The sequence below is a fragment of the Nostoc sp. NZL genome, from assembly GCF_015714705.1.
In the GTDB taxonomy this organism is placed as follows: domain Bacteria; phylum Cyanobacteriota; class Cyanobacteriia; order Cyanobacteriales; family Nostocaceae; genus Nostoc; species Nostoc foliaceum_A.
Genome location: NZ_WBKL01000120.1, coordinates 41,918 through 58,293, shown reverse-complemented (window position 1 = coordinate 58,293; position 16,376 = coordinate 41,918). Strand labels below are relative to the sequence as shown.

The 16,376-nt window shown below is 39.7% G+C and carries 11 protein-coding genes; 5 read left to right on the top strand and 6 right to left on the bottom strand.

The window, feature by feature from the left end; all coding sequences use genetic code 11:
- Positions 1 to 98: 98 nt before the first annotated feature.
- From F8R90_RS17260 to F8R90_RS17240, 5 genes are all read right to left on the bottom strand, one after another.
- Positions 99 to 266: a hypothetical protein gene (locus tag F8R90_RS17260; protein ID WP_196511758.1), complete on the bottom strand. Its 168-nt coding sequence runs from the start codon at positions 264 to 266 to the stop codon at positions 99 to 101.
- Between the two features lie 29 nt (positions 267 to 295).
- The gene (locus tag F8R90_RS17255) at positions 296 to 742 is read right to left on the bottom strand and encodes a hypothetical protein (RefSeq protein ID WP_196511757.1); all 447 of its coding nucleotides are present in this window, start codon (positions 740 to 742) and stop codon (positions 296 to 298) included.
- Between the two features lie 68 nt (positions 743 to 810).
- The gene (locus F8R90_RS17250) at positions 811 to 1,500 is read right to left on the bottom strand and encodes a hypothetical protein (RefSeq protein WP_190895058.1); all 690 of its coding nucleotides are present in this window, start codon (positions 1,498 to 1,500) and stop codon (positions 811 to 813) included.
- A gap of 575 nt (positions 1,501 to 2,075) precedes the next feature.
- Positions 2,076 to 2,198 carry a hypothetical protein gene (locus F8R90_RS33705; protein ID WP_331000676.1) on the bottom strand — a complete coding sequence of 41 codons (123 nt, stop codon included), beginning with the start codon at positions 2,196 to 2,198 and terminating at the stop codon, positions 2,076 to 2,078.
- A 29-nt stretch (positions 2,199 to 2,227) separates the two neighbouring features.
- The gene (locus F8R90_RS17240; RefSeq protein ID WP_196511756.1) at positions 2,228 to 2,872 is read right to left on the bottom strand and encodes a restriction endonuclease subunit R; all 645 of its coding nucleotides are present in this window, start codon (positions 2,870 to 2,872) and stop codon (positions 2,228 to 2,230) included.
- A 356-nt stretch (positions 2,873 to 3,228) separates the two neighbouring features.
- Here F8R90_RS17240 and acs point away from each other — a divergent pair, with 356 nt between their 5' ends.
- Together acs and F8R90_RS17230 are read left to right on the top strand one after the other, a co-directional pair.
- Entirely contained in the window at positions 3,229 to 5,202 is a 1,974-nt protein-coding gene (gene acs / locus F8R90_RS17235) for an acetate--CoA ligase (protein WP_196511755.1), read from the top strand.
- Between the two features lie 127 nt (positions 5,203 to 5,329).
- Positions 5,330 to 6,010 carry a tetratricopeptide repeat protein gene (locus tag F8R90_RS17230; RefSeq protein WP_196511754.1) on the top strand — a complete coding sequence of 227 codons (681 nt, stop codon included), beginning with the start codon at positions 5,330 to 5,332 and terminating at the stop codon, positions 6,008 to 6,010.
- Between the two features lie 91 nt (positions 6,011 to 6,101).
- Here F8R90_RS17230 and F8R90_RS17225 read toward each other — a convergent pair whose 3' ends face one another.
- Positions 6,102 to 7,526 carry a hypothetical protein gene (locus tag F8R90_RS17225; protein ID WP_196511753.1) on the bottom strand — a complete coding sequence of 475 codons (1,425 nt, stop codon included), beginning with the start codon at positions 7,524 to 7,526 and terminating at the stop codon, positions 6,102 to 6,104.
- Positions 7,527 to 7,647: 121 nt separating this feature from the next.
- Between F8R90_RS17225 and F8R90_RS17220 the strand changes: the two genes are divergently transcribed.
- From F8R90_RS17220 to F8R90_RS17210, 3 genes are all read left to right on the top strand, one after another.
- The gene (locus F8R90_RS17220) at positions 7,648 to 8,406 is read left to right on the top strand and encodes a Uma2 family endonuclease (protein WP_196511752.1); all 759 of its coding nucleotides are present in this window, start codon (positions 7,648 to 7,650) and stop codon (positions 8,404 to 8,406) included.
- A 407-nt stretch (positions 8,407 to 8,813) separates the two neighbouring features.
- Positions 8,814 to 14,798, top strand: coding sequence for a hybrid sensor histidine kinase/response regulator (locus tag F8R90_RS17215; protein WP_196511751.1), 5,985 nt, complete (start codon positions 8,814 to 8,816; stop codon positions 14,796 to 14,798).
- Entirely contained in the window at positions 14,798 to 16,336 is a 1,539-nt protein-coding gene (locus F8R90_RS17210) for a hybrid sensor histidine kinase/response regulator (RefSeq protein WP_196511750.1), read from the top strand. Before F8R90_RS17215 ends, F8R90_RS17210 begins: the two co-directional genes overlap by 1 nt.
- Positions 16,337 to 16,376: the final 40 nt, after the last annotated feature.

Below are 16,376 nucleotides of genomic sequence, written 5' to 3'. Positions count from 1 at the left end.
AGACGCGATAAATAGCCGTCTCTACAAAGAATGTACTCGTCAATTATTCCTTGACAGACTACTATTTCCGACTTTTCTGTACACCGTAGCCTTACTAACTAGAGGGATGTCTGATAGGATAGGGTGAGGTTTTTTACTGTAAAATCAAACAGCGATCGCTCTCCTAAATGCTGTCTTATAGTAAAAATTGATAAAATAATGCCATCGCTACCATTATCTTTTAGTAGCTCAACATTACCATTGCGAATTCGATAGTTTAAGGGCAATTGAATTTACCACTACTCAACTAAAAATTTCACAAAATCTCTGACAACTTTACCACCAGAGTATTTGCTAAATCCAATAACCTGATGTTGTCATCTGTATCAATAGTATTTTCTTCACCAGCTAACAGATTTATTACAGCAGATAACCTGTCATTAGTCTCAGTAATTCTCCAAGATTCTTCTAAGTTTACTGCGAAATCAAACAGCGATCGCTCTCCTAAATGCTGCCTTACCTTTACAGCTACACTATCATTACTTACCAAAAATTCTTTGATAGCATCTAATTGAGAATTACCTAAAATTTCGTCATGTCCCCACGTTTCTAGCCAGTCTCCATCCACATCTTCAACGTAAAAATTGACAAAATCAACCCCGTAAGTTAGCCAGTTCTGCTGCATTTGTCGCGCCGTTGCTAAAGCTTCAGCAAATGTATCTACTTGATTGTTGCAGCTGTGAGTTTCTCTTTTGTTAGCCATAAAAGCTGTAATTAGCAGGTAAGTATGTAGGCTAGAACACAAATCTGAAATATCAAATTTCTGAAAGTTCACGAAAATTTTAAATATTTGCCACCAGAAAGGTAATCACTGTTATACAGGGCCACGTTGACTAACTGGTTAACAAAATTAGCATCCTTGGGATTGTAACTTAAGAACAGTCCTCTCTCTATTTCCCACGATCGCAGTGTATTTTGCCAAGCTTGGTACTTTTGTTGATTAAGTTCTTCACTAACACTGGTAATTTGAATGCACAGTGGTTGATTGTTACGACTAACAATTAGGTCGGTTGCCATAGAAAGGTCGGCAATATAACGCTGCCAAAAACTACCTTCTCTCTGAACAATATCTTGGGCTATTGATTTAATGATATCATCATCAACCTGATTAAATTCGCCTGCCATCAATTTTTGCTTCCAAATATAAAATTTGGAGTCACTTGCATTAATCCATCTAGGAAAGAGATAACCATACCAATATCTCTCAATCGGTGTCATTTGAGCGAACTTTGCTTTTTGTTCTTCTTCCGAAGGTAAGGATTTGATTATCAGCCAAATTGTAGAATCCGTAATCACCTCTAGGAGAAATGCAAGGACAAATGGTTTTGCAGTCAGGGAACCTGGCTTAATATTCTTTACCCAACGATTGATTTCATCTAATCTTCTCGCTAAATTAGGATCTATCGAGGAGGCTTGCTCGATAAGGGACTTTAGCTTATCCTTAATCTCTTTTGCTTGCAAACGATGCCCTACTTTCAGAAGATTACGCTTTTTTTACACACTAATAACTAAATCTTAACTTGAAAAGGTCTCTAGTTAATTTCTTGAGGTCATTAAATATTCTCTAGGTAGATGCCCCGTGTAGGTAAAACCTCCCGCAGTCGAGCAATTTCTTGCTCTGCCCGGTGCGTTCTTCTGCCCGTTGGGCATGTAAACGTTCTTGTTCAGCCAATTCTTCTGATGATAGTATTAATTAATTTTCAGTAGTGAAGAATCTTAATTTACCTTCATAAACTCCCAAATAAAGTTCTAACTGCTGACTCCACAAACGTCCATCAGTGGTTAATTAAATTTATTGATACTTACCTTCAACTCCATGAAATCCCTGAAGTTTCATTGTTCCAGGGTCGAACCACAAATAATCTGGTGTACGGAAGGTATGCTGATAAACATTTTTTAAACCTGTTATCAACTGCTGTCGCTAAACTTGACAAAATTTCCACGATCAGGTTGAGATATTTTCCGTTTTCTTGCCAAACTACCGAACTCTTACGGTCTTTTTTCTGAGTTCCTAAAACTACAAAAAAGTCTTCGATTTAATCGCGGTGTAGGTCACTTTCCCAGGTTGGTTCGTCACTAAGTATATCACCAAAAGTAAAAATCACTTCGTCTTCTAAAATATCATCAAAGAGCAATTTTACATCAGCAGGTTCAAACATCAGCGATCGCCCCGCAATTTAGCTTCATTTTAATGAAAATTTGGTAACTTACAGATAGCTTTGAAAACTTGCAATAACTCAATCGCATCTGGAGATTCATTCAAATTTAATAATGGCATTAACTGATAAGTTGATTGCTGGTCACGTTTGAGATAAACAAATTGATAAAGCTGTCCGTTAGTTACCAAACCGCAGACTGATGACTGCTGCTCTAAACTTTTAAAAGCATAAGTAATTAATTGAGGTAAACCCTCAATTACATTGATTGCGCTATTTTTTGTTTCAATCACTAGAATCAAAAATGGTGGTGCAGTAATACTTTGGGGACTGTTGATTGCTAAAATATCCATCCGTCCAGTAATTTTTTTGTCTTCATCTTCGACTGCGATCGCAATACTATCTTCCATTGTCAACCGAATTGGCACATCGTAAAATCCAGCTAACCGCATCAAAGGTGCAATTGTTAAAAATTTAACTAGCCCTTCAGAAATTTTACCTGCATTTAAGTAGCGATCAAAGTCGCTTCTGATTCGTAATAGATCGTGCTGTTCAAACATTGTTAACGGTTCTAAATTTAAGAAATCTCTGAATAAACCATTTGAAAGCTTTTCTAATTTGAGAAGACGATGAACATCGTTGAGAGATAGGCTACTAGCTTCGACGGTGAGTGTCATAGTTTTAGGCGTTGTTTGTAGAGACTATTTACATCTTGCGATATTCTTTAGTAGAGACGCTGCAATGAAATAGCTTTACATTTAAATCCAATATACAAGGGGCATTCCCGACCTACAGCCCAAAAATGAAGATATATTAACCCTTAGGCCTCGTCTTATAGATGTTACGGCATATACAAGAGTTGAATCAAATAGTAAAAAGTCGCCCGGTTATATTTCTAGCTTTTGGGGCGCGAAAATGGATGTAAGCTAAATAACCTGGTAATTTTCACCTAGCTTAACGAAAATCTAAACACGGTCTAGTACAACTGAGCTAAGAATAGTTTTTAGTAACAATAGCGATCGCACTTATAATCATGTCTCAACCAACTATAGAATCAATCCTACAAGAGAATCGCCTCTTCCATCCTGGCTCGGAATTCTCACAAAACGCCCATATCAAAAGCCTGGAAGACTATCAGCGCCTCTATGACCAAGCCAAAGCTGATCCGCAGCAATTTTGGGCAGATTTGGCTGGAACAGAATTAGAATGGTTCCAAAAATGGGATACGGTGCTAGATTGGCAACCACCTTTTGCTAAGTGGTTCGTTGGCGGAAAGATGAATATTTCTTACAACTGCCTTGACAGACATCTCACTACTTGGCGCAAAAATAAAGCAGCATTAATTTGGGAAGGAGAACCAGGTGATTCGCGTACCCTCACCTATGCCCAACTGCACCGGGAAGTTTGCCAGTTCGCTAACGTATTGAAGCAACTGGGTGTAGAAAAAGGCGATCGCGTTGGTATATATATGCCAATGATTCCCGAAGCTGCGATCGCTATGTTAGCCTGTGCCAGAATTGGCGCACCCCACAGCGTCGTATTTGGTGGTTTTAGTGCCGAAGCTTTGCGCGATCGCTTAATTGATGCCACAGCTAAACTAGTAATCACAGCTGATGGTGGTTGGCGCAAAGATGCGATCGTCCCTCTCAAGGAACAGGTAGATAAAGCCTTGGCTGATGGTGCTGTTCCCAGTGTTAAAAATGTCCTAGTTGTCAAGCGCACCGGACAGGAAACTTATATGCAGTTGGGGGGACGCGATCATTGGTGGCATGATTTGCAAAAAGGAGTATCAGCAGATTGTCCCGCCGAACCAATGGACAGCGAAGATATGCTGTTTGTCCTCTACACTTCTGGCAGCACGGGCAAACCGAAGGGCGTAGTCCATACAACTGCTGGTTATAATTTGTATACCCACATGACCACCAAGTGGATATTCGACCTGCAAGACACAGATGTATATTGGTGTACTGCCGATGTAGGTTGGATTACGGGACATAGCTACATTGTCTACGGCCCCCTTTCCAACGGTGCAACCACGGTGATGTATGAAGGTGCGCCCCGTGCTTCTAATCCTGGCTGTTTTTGGGATGTAATTGAAAAATACGGCGTTAATATTTTTTATACCGCACCTACGGCAATTCGGGCATTTATTAAGATGGGTGAACAGCATCCGAATGCGCGAAACCTATCTTCGTTGCGTTTGTTGGGAACCGTCGGCGAACCGATTAACCCAGAAGCTTGGATGTGGTATCACAAAGTAATTGGTGGCGATCGCTGTCCAATTGTTGATACCTGGTGGCAAACGGAAACCGGCGGTATCATGATTACACCGCTACCAGGAGCAATTCCCACCAAACCCGGTTCCGCAACTCTTCCCTTCCCCGGAATTATCGCAGATGTCGTGGATTTGGAAGGAAACACCGTACCCAATAACGAAGGCGGTTATCTAGCAGTGCGCCATCCGTGGCCAGGAATGATGCGGACAGTCTACGGCGATCCAGAACGCTTCCGCCGCACCTACTGGGAACACATTCCACCCAAAGATGGTAACTATATTTACTTTGCCGGCGATGGCGCAAGACAAGATGAAGACGGCTACTTCTGGGTAATGGGTCGTGTGGATGACGTACTGAATGTATCAGGACACCGACTCGGTACAATGGAAGTAGAGTCAGCATTGGTTTCTCACCCAGCGGTTGCAGAAGCGGCGGTAGTGGGTAAACCAGATGAACTTAAGGGTGAAGAAGTAGTTGCTTTTGTAACTTTAGAAGGCACTTATCAGGGAAGCGAGGAACTGAGTAAAGAACTCAAGCAGCACGTTGTCAAAGAAATCGGTGCGATCGCACGTCCGGGAGAAATTCGCTTTACAGACGCTTTGCCCAAAACGCGATCGGGTAAGATTATGCGGCGCTTGCTGCGGAATCTAGCCGCAGGTCAAGAAGTATCTGGAGATACTTCGACATTAGAAGATAGAAGCGTATTGGATAAATTGCGGGAAGGTACGTAAATAATTCCAAATGAGGCTAGTAGGGGCGCATATATGTGCGCCTTTACCGTCTGTCTCGTGATGCATTACGCGATAACGCACCTCAATTTATCATAAAGATTAGAACATTATTGAGGCATTCAGGGCGATGAAGGTGAAGCGCAAACTGAAATCAGCATTTGTTCAATCTTTTAGCGGCATAACGCTGAGTATCATCAGTGTAATTGGTCTATCACCATTAGCGTTAGCGGTTTCTGCAAAAGTTTCTTTGCATTCGTCTGAACAGTCTGTTGAGAGACAACCACAAAAACTAGCACAGTTTTCAGACACAGGGCCATCAGAGCGATCGCAGATGCTGCAACAAGCTAATGCTTTATTTAATCAGGGAGACTTGACAGGTGCAGAGGAAAATTTACGCAAATTAATTAAACAATTCCCAAAAGATTCCTTCGGACACTTTCAACTAGGAAACGTGCTTTTTCGGCAAAAGAAACCAGAAGAAGCAATTAGCTCTTATCAAGAAGCCATTCGCCTCCAGCCAAAATACGCTCTAGCTCACAATGCGATCGGTATGGTTTACGCTAGCCAAAGTCGCTGGGATGAAGCCATTACTGAATATAAAAAAGCTCTAGAAATTAATCCTAATTATGGTGAGGGGCTAACTAATTTTGCACTAGCATTGTGGCAAACAAATAAAAAAGATGAGGCGTTATCTTCTTTAGAAAAAGCTTTAAATATCTTCAAAGAGCAGAATAGAGGTGAAAAAGTTAACCAAGTAGAACGAATTTTGCGAGAGATCAAAACTGCTGATGATCCTGGTATTTCATGAGAATCAGCATGTAGATAAATGGTGTCAGATATCTTAACAGATAGGGTGTGTTGCTAAAATTTAACGCACCCTATATTGTTACTTACTTCTTTTACCAAATAATTTTTCGCATATTATCAACTTTTTTCTTGAAATCTGATTGCTCTCTCAATCTATGTAATGGGCCTTTATATTTTTCAATTTCATCTATTAGTTCCTTGACTGCTGGAGCCGAAACTTTTAATTTCATCATTTTTAAAAGTTCATGATACTTATTTTGACATAAGTCATGCTGAAGCTTACTAGCAATTATTGTGTTATTGAAAGACAAAATTACCATAACTGCTTGAGTTGTATCAAATCTTTCAATGAGAGACTTATAGCTGATTTCAGCATTACGGGAAATTCCATTTCCATTAGTAATAAAAACTTCTACTAGCCCCAAAACATACTTTTCACGTATTTGAAGAGGAACCTGTCCCCTGACATTAATAAGTGTTTCTAATGCTTTTGCAAACGGTGGCTCATTATTGAAGTTATCCCACCCGCGATGAGCATTAAGTAAGTTATCAACAGCAGTATCTATTTCTGCGGATAAAAGAGCTTCAGGAATATATGATTTGCCTGAAACTATTTCCAGAAACTCAAGGGCACGCTTTGCTTCTAGTTGATCATTATTTGCAACAAACCTGCCATACTTAGTCCCAAATTGCTGACGTGACTGCTCATCAACTCTATCCCATAGATGAGGTATTAGCCTATGAAGATTTTGTCTTGTCTGTGGTGTTGTATCTAAGCGTGTATATATGCCAAATAATCCTGATGCTAAATTGTTAGTTTGTTCTTGGTTAAGCTCTATAAAGAATGCTGCTATTTGTCTAGCATCCGATTCAGAAATATTATTTTTTTTAATATTCTTGAGAAATTTCTGTATTTCTATTGTTCCATTAGACAAAGGTAAAGAAATAACTTCTTTAATACAGGTTTCTAACCAAGAAATTAGGTTTAAACCCGTAATCTCGTTCTGATTGGGATGAGCAGCACTCACCCAATTACGCATATATCTAATTGTGTCCAAATGCTTGTATCCAATCTCTGAAATTAACCCTATCTTTCTGCCACCCTCAATTAATTCACTATCATTTACTTTAACTAAATCATCTTCTGAATTCAGATTTTTACGTTTTTCTGGACTATTTACCGCATTATCATAAAAATATGAAATATCATATTGAGATACACGCTTTCTTAACTCTAAAATTGTTTCGTCCCACAAGTAATTTAATGCTGCATCAAATAAACCTGATGCTACAGCAGCAATATATTTAGAGATGTATACAGAACGGGGCTTCTGCTCATCATTAATTTTTGATAGTACATCGGTGAGATTTCTAAAAACAATTACACGCTCATTTACTGAAACTAATACAGAGTCAGTTGGTAAACCTTGTTCGGTTAAAAAACCTAACACACTTGCTTCAAAGTTATTTAACTGGGAACTATAGCTTTGCTGTGTAATGATATCAGACGAGTCCATTTTTTATTTAGATTACTTTTATACAACGTATTGTAGTTGTAATATAAAAGAAATACCAACTTTCTGTAGTATAAAAAATCATAATTTACAATGAAAACCATAGAACTTTCGGTTAAAGCCTATGACTTCCCTATCGGCATTAACTTTACCTGACCATACGCAGTTACCAGACTCAGACGGTACATTCGTAAAAAATCTTCAGGAGCATCCACAAAGTATTTTAATCACAGATTCAATTAAACCTGTTCTAGAGAAATTTCATCCTGACAATCAATATTGTATTGGACAAGATTCTGGTATCTACTGGCGATTACCAGATCCTCCTGAGAAAGGGGCTGAAGCACCAAACTGGTTTTATGTACCCAATGTACCACCAACCCTTGACGGTAAAATGCGCCGTTCTTATGTGCTGTGGAAGGAGTATATTGCACCCTTGATTGTGCTAGAGTTTGTCTCTGGAGATGGTTCAGAAGAACGAGATAAAACACCGCCATCTCAAGGGGAAGGTGGAAATGTTGGTAAGTTTTGGGTTTATGAGCAGGCAATTCGAGTGCCTTATTATGGGATTTATGAAGTAGCAAAAGCGCAAGTGGAAGTTTACCACCTAGTTGATAATACTTATCAACGGATGAAACCCAATGAGCGGGGACATTACCCAATTGTTCCTATGGATGTAGAGTTAGGAATCTGGCAAGGATTTTATCAGAATGCAGAGTTACCTTGGTTGCGCTGGTGGGATGCACAAGGAAATTTACTGCTAACGGGTGAGGAACGTGCTGTGATTGAGCGACAAAAGCGGGAGAGAATTGTAGAGAAATTGCGTACTCTCTCTGCTGAACAACTCAAGGCTTTAGGAATTGACCCAGAAATATTGGATTAGGAAATATTCTCATCTAACAATAATACATCTTTGCCAGTAAAAATTATTGTACTGACATCCACATTTTTATACAAATTTATAACGTAGTTAATTCGTTCTTTGAAGACAGGAGATAGTTCTTCTCCCTAAACTGCTGCTCCCAGAACAATTGCTGCATTAGTCTTAATATTATCAGTGACGCTGCTGCCAAATAAATAAATACTTAAAACTAGGAATCTGCCAAAATCATCAGACGCGGCACTTTTATTAAAATTTCAGGACATAGCAGCAAACTTATATTTCTAAATGTTGAGGTTTATTTAGCCTTATAGAATTTTGTGGCTGGCTGGGAATGCTAAAGAAAGCACCTCATTGTCCTTTTATTTGACAGTGGTGGATATTGCCCATTACCACTCAGTCTTAGAAAAATGATACCTGTCCTTCCCGGTTACAACTTTATTGAAGCTCTGCATGAAGGTGTCAACACCGTTATTTATCGAGCTTCCAAGGAGTTAGATCAAACCCCTGCGATCGTTAAAGCTCTGAAAGCGGAGTATCCCAGCCTCGAAGAACTAACCCGACTCAGACATGAATATAAAATTTCACAGACGCTATTAGATATAGAAGGAATTGTCAAGTCCCTAGCTTTAGAGACTCATCATAACGGGCTAGCCTTAATTTTGGCAGACTTTGGTGCAGAATCTCTAAAAAAGTATATTAGCGATCGCCGATTGTCATTAACCGAATTTCTCACAATAGCCATTCAGCTAGCATCCACTCTCACTCAACTGCATCAAGCCAAGATTATTCATAAAGATATTAAACCTGACAATATCGTTATTAACCCAGAAACCGGGCAAGTTAAAATTATCGATTTCAGTATTGCATCGCGTTTAGAAAAAGAAAATCAAAGCATCAGCAATCCCAATTTATTAGAAGGCACTCTTGCTTATATGTCACCGGAGCAAACTGGACGAATGAATCGTTCAATTGACTACCGGACTGACTTCTATTCTTTAGGCGTTACCTTTTATCAAGTGCTAACAGGATCGCTGCCCTTTAATGCCGCTGACCCTCTAGAATTTGTTCATTGCCATATTGCAAAAACACCAATATCGCCTCACGAGTTAAATCCCAAAATTCCCCCAGTGGTTTCTGACATTGTAATGAAATTGTTAGCTAAAACTGCTGAAGATAGATATCAAAGCTCTCTAGGATTAAAAGCCGATTTAGAAACTTGTCTCACTCAGTTGCAAACGGATGGTGAAATTTCCCACTTTATTGTCGGTCAGCTAGATTCATACAGCCAATTTTCCATCCCGCAGAAACTCTACGGACGGGAAATAGAAGTTGCTACTTTATTAGAAGCATTTGATCGCATCAGTTCTGGAACTACGGAAATGATGCTAGTTTCTGGTTACTCAGGTATTGGTAAATCGTGTTTAGTTCACGAAGTTCACAAACCAATTGTGAGGCAGCGTGGTTATTTTATATCTGGTAAATTTGACCAGTTCAAGCGGAATATTCCTTTTGCTTCATTAATTCAAGCATTCCAAGATTTGATGCGGCAGTTGCTTACAGAAACTGATGACCAAATAGCCGTTTGGAAATCAAAACTAATAGATGCCCTTGGTTCCAACGGTCAAGTAGTTATAGACGTTCTTCCCGAAGTAGAACGGATTATTGGCCCGCAGCCAGCAGTTCCTCAATTAGGGTCATCAGAATCGCAAAACCGATTTAATCGGGTATTTCAACAATTCATTCATGTATTTAGTCAACCCGAACACCCGCTAGTTTTGTTTCTGGATGATTTACAGTGGGCAGATTCAGCTTCCCTCAAGCTGATTCAGTTAATTATGACTGACCCAGATAGCCAATATTTATTGGTAATTGGAGCGTATCGAGATAACGAAGTGAGTGCCATTCATCCCTTGATTCAGACCTTGGAGGAGATTAAAAAGACTGGTGCGATCGTAAATAACATTATCCTCCAGCTTTTGGATATTGCTCATGTCAACCAGTTAATCGCCGAAACTCTTCGCACTGAAATTTTAAAGGCAAAGCCACTGTCTGAATTACTTTTTAGTAAAACCCAAGGAAACCCATTTTTTCTAACTCATTTACTCAAATCCCTTTATCAAGATAACTTGTTAGTTTTTGACTTTGGTCGCGGTTTTTGGGAATGGGATCTTGAGTTTATTGATAGAGTTAATATAACTGATAATGTCGTTGATTTGATGGTCAGCCAAATTCAAAAGCTGTCAGATGCAACGCAGAACGTGTTAAAATCTGCCGCCTGTATTGGAGACAAATTTGCTTTAGATATATTGGCAATTATTAATAAAAAATCTCAGTCAGAAACAGCAGCAGATTTATGGGAAGCTTTGCAATCAGGTTTGGTTCTACCCTTAAACAATTCATACAAAACACCGCTGGTTTTTGACTCCGAACAAATAGAGACTGAGAAAAAGCGATCGCTCATTACCCAGCGCTCATCACCCATCACCTATAAATTCTTACATGACCGGGTGCAGCAAGCGTCTTATTCACTCATTCCCGATGACGAGAAAAAACAGACTCACCTAAAAATCGGTGAATTGCTACTAATACATACCCCGAAAACAGACATTGAAGAAAACATTTTTGAAATTGTCAACCAACTGAATGTTGGTGCTGAATTCATCATCCCGCAGCCTCAAAAAGATAGACTAGCTCAACTCAATCTTATCGCTGGACAGAAAGCAAAAGCAGCAACAGCTTATGAATCATCTGTTAAATATTTAAATGTAGGTTTGGAACTCCTTACAGCAGATAGTTGGCAGTGTCAGTACGATCTGACACTGAACCTCTATGTAGAAACAGCAGCAGTAGAATTTCTAAACACCAACTTCGAGCGAGCAGAAATGCTTTCTGATGTAGTTTTGTCACAGGCAAAAACTCTGCTTGATAGAGTCCAGGTGTATGAGACAAAAATGCAGTTTTATATTGCTAAAAACCAAATGCAAGCCGCGTTAAATACCGGACTGCAAGTGCTGAAAATGCTAGGGTTACCTTTAGCAGCAAAACCCCCAACAAGACTGACTAGATTGAATTTAGGAGGTAAACGGATTGAGGATTTAATAGAATTGCCAGAAATGACCGATGCTTATAAATTAGCAGCACTGCGAGTTTTGATAAATCTGATTCCTCCGGTTTATATTGCAGCTCCCGAACTTTATCCGCAAGTCGTTTTTAAAATGACCAATCTCTGTCTCAAAGACGGGAACTCTCCTCTGTCAGCTTATGCGTATGTACTTTATGGAATGTTCCTATGTGGCGCTTTTGAAGACATGGATTCTGGCTATCAATTTGGTCAGCTAGGCTTAAAGCTATTGAATCAATTCAATGCTAAAGAAATGACGGCAAAAATCTATGAAACATTTAATTATTTTATCAGGCATTGGAAAGAGCCAGCTATTAATACTATAGAACCGTTAATTGATGGTGTCCAAAGAGGGTTAGAAACAGGAGATTTAGAATATGCTTCTTATTCGGCTTGTTTCTACTGTACGCATTTGTTTTTTATCGGTGAAAATCTAGAGACAGTTCTCAAAAAGCAGGCACACTATATTGCTTTGATGCAAAGAACTAAACAAGAATTTCAAATTATTTATGCGAAGATAGTTCGACAAACAGGTTTAAATTTAATTAAAACAACGGCGGAACCATACCGATTAATCGGTGAAAGTTTTGATGAAAATAAAATGTTGCCAATTCTGATAAATAGCAATAACTATATGGCTATTTATCCTATTTATGTTTCTAAACTGATTCTGGGTTATTTATTTAAAAATTACGATCGCGCTGCTGAAGATGCCTTGCTGGCAGAAAAATACGAACAAGGCGGACGAGCATTGATGTATAAAGCAGAACACAAATTTTATCACTCTCTGACTCTCCTGGCTTTATATCGCACCGCATCAACAAGCGATGCCTACGGCGGCAAGCTACGCCAACAATATCTCACCCAAGTGGCAGCGCATCAGAAAAAAATGAAGCAATGGGCATTGCATTCTCCTGCCAATTACCAGCATAAGTACGAGCTAGTGGAGGCAGAAAAAGCACGAGTATTGGAACAAGATATCAAAGCGATCGCGTTTTATGATCGAGCAATAAATGGAGCCAGAGAACAGGGATATATTCAAGAAGAAGCACTAGCCTCGGAGTTGGCAGCAGAATTCTATTTTGCTCGTGGTAGAGAGAAAGTTGCTAATACGTATCTCAACGATGCTTACTATGGCTATAGCCGTTGGGGAGCGAATGCAAAAGTCAAAGACTTGGAAAAAAGATATCCTCAACTATTTCGGATATCAAAGCGAGAAACCGTCAGTACTGATGCAACTCGGATTATAAGCTATACGGGTGAAAGTGCTTCAGACTTGATGGATTTAGCCACAGTTATGAAAGCATCTCAAGCCCTTTCTGGAGAAATAGTTTTGGGCAAGTTACTAGCTAAATTAATGACAATTGTGCTAGAAAATGCTGGCGCTCAAACAGGCTACCTAATTTTAGAAAAATCAGGGCAGTTGCTAATAGAAGCATCAGGATTAGTAGACAAAAACGATGTAATTGTGCTACAAAAAATTCCAGTATCAACTAGTCAAGAACTACCCATTTCTTTGATTAACTATGTAGCCCGAACCAAAGAAAATGTTGTACTAAATGATGCGACTTGTGAAGGAAGATTTATCACAGATCCATACATACTTACTCATCAACCCAAATCCGTCTTATGTACACCGCTCATCCATCAAGGAAAACTTAGCGGCATCCTTTATTTAGAAAATAATCTCACGAGTGGCGCGTTTACATCAGATCGCTTAGAAGTATTACAACTGTTATCATCTCAAGCAGCGATTTCCATTGATAATGCCCGTCTTTATAAAGACTTAAAATTAGCCAACACTGGCTTAGAAGGCAAAGTACAAGAGCGAACTTTAGAGTTACAGGAAAAAAATGTGCATCTGCAAAAAGCAGAAGAAACTGCACAATCTGCCAACCGGGCTAAGAGTGATTTCCTTGCTAACATGAGCCATGAATTGAGAACACCACTCAATGGCATTTTAGGTTATGCCCAAATTCTTAAACGAGACAAAACTTTAACTAACTCGCAAAAAGATAATGTGGGTATTATTTATCAGTGTGGCGACCACCTCTTAAATCTGATCAATGACATTTTAGACCTTTCCAAAATTGAAGCGAGAAAAATGGAACTCCACCAAACGGATTTTCATTTTCCAGAATTTCTAGAAGGCATTGCTGAAATCTGTCGCATCCGCGCCGAACAAAAAGGTATTTGTTTAATTTTTGAACAGATTACTCAACTTCCTACAGGTGTCAAGGCTGATGAAAAACGGTTACGCCAAGCTTTGATTAACTTACTGGGCAATGCCGTTAAGTTTACTGAAACTGGAGGCGTGGCTTTCAAAGTCGGCTATCACGAAGGTAAAATTCGGTTTCAGGTGGAAGATACAGGAGTTGGCATGGCACCAGAGCAATTAGAAGAGATATTTTTGCCGTTTCAGCAGGTAGGAGATCACAATCGCAAAGCCGAAGGAACTGGACTAGGGCTGGCAATTACCCGCCAATTAGTTCAGATGATGGGTGGCGAAATCCAAGTGAAGAGTACCTTAGGCAAAGGGAGCATTTTCTTCTTTGATTTAGATTTGCCTGAAGTTTCTCACTACGCTGATTTTATCAAAGAAGAACAACGAAATATCCAAGGTTTTAAAGGCTATAAACGAAAACTTATCATCGCAGATGATAGACCGGGAAATCGCTCAATTTTGGTCAAGATGCTGTCACCTTTAGGATTTGAAATTGTCGAAGCAATAGATGGTCAAGATTGTCTCAATAAGGCATCTGAACTAAAGCCAGATTGTATCTTAATGGACTTGATGATGCCTCAAATGAATGGCTTTGAAACAACTCGTAGGATCAGGCGATCGCCTGAACTAAAGAATGTAATAATCATTGGGACTTCTGCCAGTGTTTTTGATTTCGATCTAAACAAAAGTAAAGAGGCAGGTTGCAATGATTTTTTACCTAAGCCAATTCGGATAACAGAGCTTTTAGAAAAGTTACGAACTCACTTAGAACTGGAATGGATTTATGAAGAGGATGAAACTCAAGTATTTAAAGACAACAAACAAGAAAATTCTCAACAATCGTTAGTAGCTCCATCGGCAGAGGAAATTGCCGTTCTATTGAATTTAGCAATGAAAGGCGATCTCAAAGGGATTATGGAGAGAGTTAATTACTTGGAAGAATTAGATATTAGTTTTGCACCTTTTTCTTTAGAATTGCGTCAATTAGCTAAAGGTTTTCAAGTTAAAAAAATCCGTGAAGTTTTAAAAAAAATAGGGGTAAATTAATGAGTATTTCAAACATTGAAAACGGTATTATCTTAATCGTTGATGACAACCCTACGAATTTAGGAGTGTTATTCGATTTCTTGGCTGATTCTGGTTTCCAAGTGTTGGTAGCCCAGGATGGCGAGGATGCAATTGAGCAGGTCGAATATGCTCTTCCCGATCTGATTTTGTTAGATATACTCATGCCCGGAATGGACGGGTTTGAAACTTGCCAGCACTTGAAAGCTAAAGAGTCAACTAAAGACATCCCCGTAATTTTTATGACGGCGCTTTCTGATATGGTGGATAAGGTCAGAGGGTTGAATCTTGGGGCGGTCGATTACATCACTAAACCGCTTCAGCACGAAGAGGTTTTAGCCCGTGTCAAAATCCATTTAAGCATACGAAACCTAACCAAAAGACTGCAAAAGCAAAATGTGCGTCTAGAGCAGGAGATTCAAGAGCGAACTAAGGCAGAGAACGCCCTTTTAAAACTGACATCTGAGTTAGAAGAACGGGTGGAAGAAAGGACATCTGCACTGGAGCAATCTAATCAGCTGCTGCAACAGGAAATCCAAGAACGTATTTATACAGAGCAAGCATTGCAAGAATCAGAAGCACGCTATCGAGAACAAGCCAATAAGCTAGAACTTGCCTTTCGCCAACTTCAAGAAACTCAAAGCCAACTGGTTCATAGTGAAAAAATGTCCAGTTTGGGACAATTGGTGGCGGGTGTCGCCCATGAAATTAATAATCCCGTCAACTTCATCTATGGGAATCTGACTCACGCCTATCAATATACCCAAGACTTGCTCGACCTGTTGAACCTCTATGCCAAGTACACTCCCTCACCGCTAGCTGAAATTCAGAAACTGACTGAGGCGATAGATTTAGAATTTCTCAGTGAAGACCTGCCTAAATTGCTGAGTTCGATGAAGGTTGGGGCTGACCGCATCCGCGAGATTATTCAGTCGTTACGGATTTTTTCCCGCGTGGATGAAGTCCAAATGAAGCCAGTGGATATTCATGCTGGGTTAGATAGTACGCTGCTAATTTTGCACAACCGATTTAAAGCCAGTTCTAACCAGTTAGGCATTCAACTCGTTAAAGAGTATGGCGATCTACCCCTTGTGGAATGTTATGCGGGACAACTTAACCAAGTGTTTATGAATTTACTGGCAAATGCAATTGATGCTTTAGAAGAGTATGACAAAGAGCGATCGCCCCAGGAAATTTACTTTTGCCGCAGCACGATTCGGATTCGCACCGAAGTAACTGACAATGAGTTTGTGACTATTTGGATTGGCGATACTGGCCCCGGTATGACAGAGGAAGTACGCGATCGCCTTTTTGACCCCTTCTTTACCACAAAACCCGTAGGTAGAGGCACGGGTTTAGGCTTGTCGATTAGCCAGGAAATTGTTGTCTCTAAACATGGTGGCCAAATAAAGTGTTTTTCAGCACCTGGGCAGGGAACAGAGTTTATGATTACAATTCCAATGCGATCGCAACCTCTAGAATTGGCTTTGGTGACACCCTGCCATGTTGGCTGCGATTAGTTTAGCTGGAAAGCTGAACTCACAAAGAATGCCACTCTAT